Annotated in this window: 12 protein-coding genes; 9 read left to right on the forward strand and 3 right to left on the reverse strand. The window is 28.1% G+C overall.

The window, feature by feature from the left end:
- Positions 1-415 precede the first annotated feature (415 nt).
- The 8 genes from ACRDBA_RS11880 to ACRDBA_RS11915 all read left to right on the forward strand — a co-directional run bounded on the left by ACRDBA_RS11880 (position 416) and on the right by ACRDBA_RS11915 (position 5,018).
- A complete protein-coding gene (locus tag ACRDBA_RS11880; protein WP_438573134.1) occupies positions 416-922 on the forward strand; it encodes a hypothetical protein in 507 nt (168 codons plus the stop codon).
- 328 nt (positions 923-1,250) lie between these two features.
- Positions 1,251-2,114 carry an Rpn family recombination-promoting nuclease/putative transposase gene (locus ACRDBA_RS11885; protein WP_438573135.1) on the forward strand — a complete coding sequence of 288 codons (864 nt, stop codon included), beginning with the start codon at positions 1,251-1,253 and terminating at the stop codon, positions 2,112-2,114.
- Positions 2,115-2,152: 38 nt separating this feature from the next.
- Positions 2,153-2,419, forward strand: coding sequence for a hypothetical protein (locus ACRDBA_RS11890; protein ID WP_438573136.1), 267 nt, complete (start codon positions 2,153-2,155; stop codon positions 2,417-2,419).
- Positions 2,420-2,463: 44 nt separating this feature from the next.
- Positions 2,464-2,679 (forward strand): hypothetical protein, encoded by a 216-nt coding sequence (locus ACRDBA_RS11895; protein ID WP_438573137.1) that lies wholly within the window; start codon positions 2,464-2,466, stop codon positions 2,677-2,679.
- 93 nt (positions 2,680-2,772) lie between these two features.
- The gene (locus tag ACRDBA_RS11900; RefSeq protein ID WP_438573138.1) at positions 2,773-3,525 is read left to right on the forward strand and encodes a recombinase family protein; all 753 of its coding nucleotides are present in this window, start codon (positions 2,773-2,775) and stop codon (positions 3,523-3,525) included.
- 112 nt (positions 3,526-3,637) lie between these two features.
- Positions 3,638-3,838, forward strand: coding sequence for a cold-shock protein (locus ACRDBA_RS11905; protein ID WP_438573139.1), 201 nt, complete (start codon positions 3,638-3,640; stop codon positions 3,836-3,838).
- A 232-nt stretch (positions 3,839-4,070) separates the two neighbouring features.
- Positions 4,071-4,346, forward strand: coding sequence for a hypothetical protein (locus ACRDBA_RS11910; protein ID WP_438573140.1), 276 nt, complete (start codon positions 4,071-4,073; stop codon positions 4,344-4,346).
- 63 nt (positions 4,347-4,409) lie between these two features.
- Complete coding sequence (locus ACRDBA_RS11915; protein ID WP_438573141.1) at positions 4,410-5,018, forward strand: hypothetical protein; 609 nt, start codon at positions 4,410-4,412, stop codon at positions 5,016-5,018.
- Between the two features lie 170 nt (positions 5,019-5,188).
- Here the strand turns inward: ACRDBA_RS11915 and ACRDBA_RS11920 are convergent, their stop codons facing one another.
- Positions 5,189-5,767 carry a recombinase family protein gene (locus ACRDBA_RS11920; protein ID WP_438573142.1) on the reverse strand — a complete coding sequence of 193 codons (579 nt, stop codon included), beginning with the start codon at positions 5,765-5,767 and terminating at the stop codon, positions 5,189-5,191.
- Positions 5,768-5,900: 133 nt separating this feature from the next.
- On the opposite strand from ACRDBA_RS11920, the gene ACRDBA_RS11925 reads away from it, so the two are divergent.
- Positions 5,901-8,867: a Tn3 family transposase gene (locus ACRDBA_RS11925; RefSeq protein ID WP_438573143.1), complete on the forward strand. Its 2,967-nt coding sequence runs from the start codon at positions 5,901-5,903 to the stop codon at positions 8,865-8,867.
- 50 nt (positions 8,868-8,917) lie between these two features.
- Here ACRDBA_RS11925 and ACRDBA_RS11930 read toward each other — a convergent pair whose 3' ends face one another.
- Both ACRDBA_RS11930 and ACRDBA_RS11935 read right to left on the reverse strand, forming a co-directional pair.
- Complete coding sequence (locus tag ACRDBA_RS11930) at positions 8,918-9,697, reverse strand: permease prefix domain 1-containing protein (RefSeq protein ID WP_438573144.1); 780 nt, start codon at positions 9,695-9,697, stop codon at positions 8,918-8,920.
- 2 nt (positions 9,698-9,699) lie between these two features.
- Positions 9,700-10,029, reverse strand: coding sequence for a PadR family transcriptional regulator (locus ACRDBA_RS11935; RefSeq protein ID WP_438573145.1), 330 nt, complete (start codon positions 10,027-10,029; stop codon positions 9,700-9,702).
- Positions 10,030-10,178 lie beyond the last annotated feature (149 nt).

The following is a 10,178-nucleotide window of genomic DNA, read 5'->3' on the forward strand; positions in this document are numbered from 1 at the left end:
TGGCTATTTTATATTAAAGTAATATGTGTATTCATTGCAATTACTTATGCAATTATATCATCTATAATGATAACGATAAAGAAATAGTAAGATTACAATTTGTAGAGTTAATTTAGTGAATACTATCAACATAGTGCGAACCAAAAGGGTAGGAGAATATCTCCTACCCTTTTTATGCATTCGACAAACTTTGATAAATAAATTAAAATATATTATATAAAAATTAAAAAATATATAGGTTATTTTAATTAAAATAGATTGGTATTACTTAAATTAAAGGAATTAATTTATTTTAAAAAGTCAAGTTTGAGCCGACTAACTTGACGAATCCTATGTACTAATATGCAAATTCAGATGATAATTAAGAAGCAAATTGATGTATAATATTGTAGATATTATATTAAGGAGACATATTATGAAGGTTAAAAAAAGTTTATTATCACTTTTAATAGGTAGTAGTTTAATATTAGGAGGGTGTACAGAAATAGAAACTGTTAGTGATGAAGATACAACTGAAACACAAGTTCAAAAACAGGAAGTTCAAAGTGAAGATACTAGTGTGTCAGAAAATGAAATTCAAACATCACTCGGTATAGCAACTAAAGAGCCCGTATATAATGGAATTAAAACAGAAATAATAGGTGAATACGTATCGATAAATTCATCTAAAGATATAAGTAAAGAAGAGTTCATTAAGTTTATGAATGAAGATATCCCCAAATTAGAAGGATTTAACTGGATAGTAGTTGAGTTTGGAGATGGAACTGCATTAGATTTGACTGGTTCACCATTCTTTAATTATTGTGAATATAGCTATGAAGAAGGATTTACTAATACTATGGGTGCAGGTCATATAATTAATGATAAGATTGAATATACTTATGTAGTTGACGGTGAAATTGGCGATACAACTGAATTTTAAAGTTATAAGATAAGCATCTTAAAAGAGGTGCTTTTATTATGTAAAGATGAGGTACACTGTAAACTTACAAAGTATAAATAAAGTCATTTATTTTAATTTTGAAAAATAATGTATTTGACAAAATATAGTGCTAAATCATATCGAAAATAATGGTTAAAGTTATCCATCATTTTATTTGTATATATTTAAATATTATTTTTAAACATAGCGAAATTATAATATAAAAATACCTTAACTCAATTTTAGATTGAAAATAAAAGTATAATTAGCTATATTTAAATAAAATAACAAATTTGATAAAATATATAAAAACATAGGAAGTGATAAAATGGAAAGATTACGACCTCTCAATGACTTCATATTTAAAAAGTTATTCGGGGAACCAGAAAGTAAAGATAACTTAAGAGCATTTCTTAATGCACTTTTATACAACAATATAGGAAATATAAAAGAAATTGAAATTATAAAAGACAAAGAGCTTACAACAGATGAAATAATCAATAAAACAGGAATAATAGATGTACTAGCTAAAATAGAAGACGGAACCCACATAAATATCGAAGTACAGCTAACAGATCAAAAAAATATGGATAAAAGAACATTATTCTATTGGTCAAGAATTTACAACAGAGGAATAATAAAAGGTGAAGATTATAGTAGTTTAAATAAGGTTATAACTATAAACATCCTGGATTTCAACTTTATAGACCTAGATAAATTCCACACAGAGTTTACACTAAGAGAAAGTGAGCATACAGCCTATAAGCTAACAGACGTATTAGAAATTCATTTTATAGAAATGCCTAAGTTTAAGAAGCTAAGCAACAAAGACTTAGAAAATGATAGACTTCAAAGATGGTTAATGTTTTTAAGAAATGATATTTCAGATAGTGAACTGGAGGTGCTTATAAATATGGATAATGATATAAAAAAGGCAGAAGAAAGATTAGAGTATTTAAGTAGTGATCCTCAAACTATGGAGATATATTGGGAAAGAGAAAGAGCACTACATGAAAAAGCTAACTTAATTAGTACAGGTAAAATTGAAGGAAAGAGTGAAGAAAAAATAGATACAATATTACGCTCATATAAATTAGGTTTCACAACAGAACAAATAGCTCTGATAGTAGAATTGAAAGAAGAACAAGTAATAGAGATTATATCAAAAAATAATTTAGATTATAGAAATTAGAGCTTTATATTTTAACATAAAATATAAATAGAGAATTTATGGTGATTGTAAATATGGATAATGATATAAAAATAGACGAAGAAAAATTAGAATATCTAAGTATTGATCCTGTGACACAAGAACTATATTTCGAGAGGGAAAGAGCACTACACGAAAAAGCTAACTTATTAAACACAGGAGCTAGACAAGGTAAAGTAGATATAGTAAAAAGAATGTTATCTAAAAATTATGATTTAGAATTAATCATAGACGCAACAGGGTTTACTGAGGAGGAGATAGAAGTAATTAAACTTCAAATGAATTAATAAAAGTTAAACATTTAAGTAAAATTGTTTTTTAGGAGATAATGATGAATAACAATATAAATGAGGCATATGAAAGAGAAATAGCCTTGCATGAGGAAGCAAACTTAATAAGTACAGGTAAATATAATGAAAAAATAAATACAGTATTACGCTCATACAAATTAGGCTTTACAACAGAACAAATATCTCAAGTAGTAGATTTAAAAGAAGAACAAGTAATCGCAATTATATCAAAGGATAATTTAAATCATAGAATCTAAAATTTTATATTTTAACATAAAACAGAAGTATAGAGTTGGGGTATTTTTATATCTCAACTTTTTTATTTAACAAATAGACACTTGGAGGATGACATGAAGAAAAGAGCTGTAGGATATTGCAGAATATCAACCTTAATGCAAGTAGATAATACCTCACTTAAAGATCAAGAAGATAAAATTAGAATGTACGCTAAACTTCACGATATCGTGATAGATAAAATGTTTATAGATAAAGCAGTATCAGGTAAATCAACTGATAGACCAGAGTATGATAAAATGATTAACTACATTAAAGAAAATGATATAGATATGATAATGGTTTATAAGAACGACAGACTCCATAGGAGCCTTTATAACTTACTTGCAATGATATACGAGATGCAAGAGTACAATGTATCATTAGTAAGTATTACAGAACATTTTGACACATCAACACCGCAAGGGATGTTGTTCCTACAGATGCTAGGAAGTTTTGCAGAGTTTGAACGTGCAGTGATCAATGAAAGAACTCGTAATGGAAGAATCGCAAGACTTAATGAAAATAAATGGGTTGGAGGTAAGCCTTCCCTTGGATATAACGTAAATAAACAGGGCCAGTTTGAGATAGATGAAGAAGAAGCTAAAATAGTCAAAGATATATTTAAGCTAAGATCCAAGGGGCTTTCATTAGCTAAAATAGGTGCTAAGTATGGATTTTCAAAGCAGAAGGTAGATTATATATTAAAAAACAAAAATTATATTGGGATATTTAACTACCAAGGTAAAAAAGAAAAAAATGATATAATCATTGAAATAGAGCCAATCGTATCAAAATATATGTGGAATAAAGTTAATAACCCAAAGTAGAAATAATATAATCATGTATATTATTTAAAAATAGTGGCATAATCATATATGTAGAAATACACAAATTAAATCAAGAATAAGTCTTGATACAGGTTAATAGGAGTAATTTTAAATGAATAATGGAATAGTGAAATGGTTTAACAATGAAAAAGGATTTGGATTCATAACAGCAGATAATGGAGAAGATGTATTTGCACATTTCTCAGCAATACAAACTGATGGATTTAAATCATTAGAAGAAGGACAAAAAGTAAGCTTTAATATAGTTCAAGGTGCTAGAGGACCTCAAGCAGAAAACATAACTATATTATAATATATATATGTTTATCAAAAGACACATCTTGTGTCTTTTTTTTAATTATAAGGGGATTATGATATCTTAAAAACTGTGGAAAACTTGTGTATTAAAGTGATATCAATGTATTCAAATAAGTAAAAAGTGACAAAAACGTTCTAAATGTAATCTAAAGAATGAGTTAATGTTATAATATAATAAAGGTCGCAATTGTTATATATTACGAAATAAAAAATGAGTGGGGTATAAGATGAATTTTAATAGAAAAATTTTAAACTGGTCAGTTATAATAACATTGCTAATTGCTTATGTAGTACCAGGTAGGTCTACGGATAGGTTTGGATTTGAATTTGGTTATCCGTTTGGATTTTTTACTATGTATAATATAGAGCTACAGGTAGGAGATACCATATTAAATTCAACATTATTTAATATACTTGGATTTGTATTAAATATATTAGTAATATACTTAATATTTAACACGTTTAATAAAGTTGTTAATAGAAGGTCAGAAAAAATTGATTAGTTCTAAAAATTAATATAATACAAGCCAGAAGTGTAGGAATAAATTTAAACAAGGGGGTAAAAAATGGAGAATGTAATTAAACAGATTCCATTTGTTTTAAATAATAAAAATGGACTTCTTGAAGTATGTTATAAGCAAAATACAGATATATATGAATCAGGATTTGATTTGTTAACAGGATTAGGTTTTGATATAAATATGTGCTTAGGTTATCCAACTATTCATGGGTATTTTAAAGAATTTGAAGGAACTGGATATAATCGGGTTTGTGCATGGATTCAAGTGATAACACAAAAATATTTTAGTTCACCAGAGCATAGTACTCCCTGTAAAGTATCAAGTACAGTAGATATTAGTGACGAAATGCGTGAATTTAAGCAACCATTTTTTGCTTATGGGTATCCTGCCGAACTTTATGATGCACCATGCAATAATCTAGGAAATTATTCAAAATTAGAATGGGTTGCAGAAAGCTTTTTAGTATCTTATCCGTGTGCAATCAATAATGATACTATATCATATTTATTAGGATTTAAATGGGGATATAAAGAGTGGGATAATGATGGAGAACGTAAAGTTGAAATTTTACCATTAGAAACATTAGATATATTTAGCTGGAATAAACATATTGAAATGCTAAAGAATGATTTTGATAATTGGAACTTCAAATAATTAGCTTTTTAATGGTTAAACATTTTAATATATTACGAATCAAAGAGGTGAGAGCATAGCTCTCATTTTTTATTCTTATAAATGGGGTAGCGTCGGCAAAATGCGGATTTTACACGTTAAGATAAATCAACCCTCTGTTTCCAACGGGTTGATTGTTTTTATGCTTACATTTAGATTGATTTAACCTCATCAAGTTTTCTATAAAGAGATGTTCTTGAAACATTAGTAATATTACATATCTGCTTTACTGTCATATTACCTTCATGATATAACTTAACGGCATAATTCATACCTTCATGGTCTTTATGATATTTCGTTATTCTCCCCTTGTATTTGCCTTGATACTTAGCTATTTCTATACCTTCCCTTTGTCTCATCTTAATCAAATCTCTTTCAAGCTGATTAACTCCAGCCATAACAGTTATTAAAAACTGGCTATAAGGATTATCCTCTGATAAATCTAACCATGTATCTTTAATTGACTTTAGCGTAGCCCCTTTACTTTTTATACTATCAATTAATAAGAATAAATCCTTTGTACTCCTTGTAATTCTAGTTAAGTCAGTTACAAACACTATATCATCACTTTCAAGTTTATCAAGCATATTGTTAAGTTCTTTTCTTTCTAATGTTGCTCCTGATATTTTTTCTTGATAAATAATATCTACTCCAATTTCTTTTAATTGTTTTATTTGGCGTTCTTCGTTTTGGTCCTTAGAGCTCACTCTTACATATCCTATTTTTCTCAAATGTCATCCTCCATTTTGGTACAAGTCTTATGGGACAGTTCAAACACTGATTTCTCCATGACTAATTAATTATACCAATAGGGTACACCCAATTGGTATAATTAATTTTAAAATAAACAATGGAGAAGTCATAATGAATAAAGTGATTAGAGGAAGAGAGCTCTTGAGTAATGAGCAAAGAAACAATTTTATGAAATTTCCTGAAGATGAATTTGTTATAGGAACGTACTATACATTTTCTAAGGAAGATATTGAAATTATAAAAAGTCACAGGAGAGAAGAAAATCAATTGGGATTTGCGGTTCAATTAGCAGTGTTACGTTATCCTGGTTGGTCTTTTAACGCAAATAGTGATATACCTGATTCAATAATTAGATATATTTCAAAACCAGTTGGTACAGTTCCAAAAGTATTAAGGTCTTATGCAATTAGAGGTAATACATCAAGAGACCATATCAAAGAAATCAGAGACAAATATGGATATATCTCTTTTTCTTTTAAAGAACATAATCTAGCTTTAGATTATCTTATTAATTTAGCCATAGAAAATGAAGATACATTATTTTTAGTTGATAGATGTATCTATTTTTTAAGAGAAAATAAAGTTATATTACCTGCAATTACTACTATTGAGTCCATAGTCTGGGAGGCAAAAGAAAAAGCAGAAAATGTAGTTATAGATACTATAATTAGTTATTTAGATACGAAACAAAAGAAACGTCTAAGTGAAATAATATCATCTCAATCTGAAAACCTAAAAAACAAGACTATTTTAGGTTGGTTAAAAGAACCCATTGGAAGACCTAGTATTGATAATTTTCTAAAGGTAATTGAAAAATTAGAATATATAAGAGAATTAAACTTAGATTCAATTGAGTTAAATAGATTACATTCAAATAAAATTAATCAGATATACAAACTAGGTCAAAGATATGAACCTAAATCATTTAGACGGTTTAATGAAAATAAGAGCTGTGCAATGCTTGCTATATTTCTTTTAAACCTATCAAAAGATTTAACTGATAAAGCCTTTGAAATACATGATAGAATGATTCAAACAATGATGAGTGATGGTAGAAAAGCACAAGAAGAAATACAAAAGCAAAATGGTAAAAAGATAAATGAAAAAGTAGTCCACTTTAGTAGCATTGGAGATGCTGTAATATATGCTCGAGAAAATAATTTAGACCCCTATGAATTAATTGATAAAGCAATGGGTTGGAATACTTTTGTAGAGTCTGTTAAAGAGTCTAAAGACCTTGCTAGACCTTCAGATTTTGATTATCTAGATTTAATTGAAAGTAAATACAATACATTGAGAAAATATACACCAAGATTACTTAAAACGTTGAAATTTAAGTCAATTAAAGGAAATGAACCACTATTAAAATCTATTGAAGTATTAAACAATTTAAATGATACGAAAAAACGTAAAGTTCCAGAAGATACTTCAGTAGAATTTTTACCTAAGCGTTGGATAAATCATGTTATTAAGAAAGATGGAACTATAGATAGGCATTACTTTGAAATAGCACTTGTTACAGAATTAAGAGATAGAGTTAAGGCTGGAGATATCTCTATCGAAGGAAGTAAGCAGTTTAAAGAGTTTGATGATTATTTAATAACTAAAGATGAATGGAAAAAATCAAAAGTAGATAATAGATTGAGTGTTAGCTTGTCTGTTGATGAGTATCTAAAAGAAAGACTTAATGCTCTTAATGAAAGATTAGATTGGATTTCTAAAAATATAAAAAACTTAGAAAGTGTATCTATTGAAAAAGGTAAGATTTCAGTATCTAGACTAGAGAAAGACACTCCAACAGATGCAAGGGACTTTAGTGTTAGTTCTTATAATCTATTACCTAAAACAGCCCTTGCAGATATAGTCTCTGATGTTGCTAAGTTAACTGGATTTCACAATGAATTTACGCATGCATCTACAGGTAAAAAGCCTGATATAGATGAAACTAATTTAATTATCGCTACACTATTAGGAATGGGAACAAATATAGGTTTAAGTAAAATAGCTGATGCAACGCCAGGAATAACATATAAGCAATTATCAGGAGTATCACAATGGCGTTTATATGATGATGCAATGGAAAGAGCTCAAGCAGTTTTAGTTAACTATCAAGATAAGTTAAAGCTTTCTAAATACTGGGGAGATGGAACTACTTCATCATCTGATGGAATGAAAATGCAAATAGGTGTATCTTCTTTACACGCTGATTTTAACCCTCATTATGGTTCAGGAAAAGGAGCTACAATTTACAGGTTTACAAGTGATAAATTTTCTTCATATTACACTAAAATAATTAATACAAATTCTAGAGATGCAACTCATATACTTGATGGACTCTTGAATAATAACACCGATTTAGATATTCAGGAACACTATACAGATACAGCAGGATATACAGACCAAATATTTGCACTTACTCATATATTAGGATTTAGATTTGCACCTAGAATAAGGGATATATCAGATATAAAATTATTTACTATGAAGAATGCTAATAATCATAATAATTTAGATAATCTTTTAAAAGGAAAAATAAATGAAAAAGTAATACGAGAGAACTTTGATGACGTTTTAAGGCTAGCACACTCTGTTAGAGAAGGTAAAGTTACATCATCATTAATCCTTAGTAAATTAGGCTCTTATTCAAGACAGAATAGTCTAGCAACCGCACTAAGGGAAATGGGAAGAATAGAAAAAACTATATTTATATTAGATTATATATCAAGTGATGAATTAAGGCGAAAGATTCATAGAGGTTTAAATAAAGGCGAAGCAATGAATGGACTTGCTCGTGCTATATTCTTTGGTAAACAAGGTGAATTCAGGGAAAGAACAGTACAGAATCAACTTCAAAGAGCGACAGCTCTTAATTTAATAATAAATGCTATCAGTATTTGGAATACCATCTATTTAGAAAAGGCTATAGAATATAAAAAGTCGATTGAAGAAGAAGTTAATGAGGAGCTAATTACTCACATATCTCCTTTAGGATGGGAGCATATCAATATGTTCGGAGAATATAAGTTTAAATTTGATGATAATCAAGATAAAGAAATACTAAGACCATTAAATGTATAAAAAAGTAGGAGCTGATTGATATATGCTCCTACATCTTGGTTCGTAATATATTAAATTTGAGTACTTATATTTTTGTTTCTCCATTTATCTATAGTAAATGATAAGATTATTCCTCCCAGAGAAGCAAACCAAATTCCATAAGAAATAGCTACACATATATTTAAATAATATTCAACACCATGATTTAACTCATACTCTATGTACCAAGAAGCCTCCTCATTGTTATATCTATATGTAGCAAACTGATTATATAAATCTTTTGGTTCGCCATATGAATATGCATCTTTCAAAACCTTACCTTTTAACTCTGAGTCATTTCTTATATCAAATAATGTAGATTGATTATTTTGAGATTCAACGTCTTCATCTTCAATTTTATATAATTTAAAATATGCTACTTTATTTAGTTTTTTACTATGTATCATGTCCTCAATATATTTATTTTCATCAGATTCTAGGGGTAATTGAGTGTCAAAATTATTTATTTTCGAAAATTCAAATTGACCCCAGCCTGCATCTATATTATTCTTGATAACTCCAAATGACATAACCACAATACCTATAATAATTCCAATTATAGAGTATCTTCTTATCTTTTTAGATAATTTTTTATGAGAATTAAGAAAACTATTTAAATCTTTTCTTAACGAATCATTGTCTCCAAATCTATTAATAGCCATTTTTATTGCTGTTGCTTCATCTAAGCCATCATTTTTTAATTCTTCTACTGAGTCTAGTAGGTGTTGCCTCATTTCTTCTTTGAGTTCTAGTGCTTCTTTAGAATTATCCATTTTGTACAAATTATCCAAGTATTTATTTATATTTTCCATATTTAATCAACCTCCCCTAAAAATGAGTTCATAATTTTTTTTAATATGCTCCATTCTTTCTTTTTAATAGTTAGAGCCTCTATACCTTCTTTTGTAAGTCTATAATACTTTCTTCTACCGCCTGCACTCTGTTCTTCTCCCCAATAAGATTCTATTAATAATTTAGTTTCTAAACGCTTAAGTGCTAAATACATAGTACCTTCTTTTAGTTCAAACTCACTTTTTTCTCTTACTTGTTTTGCAATTTCATATCCATAACAATCTTTTTCATTTAATATAGAAAGGATTAATGTATCAATATGTCCTTTTAACACTTCCTTATTTAATTCCATTATATATTCACCACCTTTTGTATTGTACTCTATAATATAGAGTACTCATATTTACTATATTAAATCATAGTACTCTATAATGCAAGGTTTTTAATATAATTAAGTAATAACAAATAGCCGTATATTAGCTTTTAATCTATAGATACTAA

The sequence above is a fragment of the Clostridium sp. genome (assembly GCF_051654825.1).
Classification (GTDB): domain Bacteria; phylum Bacillota; class Clostridia; order Clostridiales; family Clostridiaceae; genus Clostridium.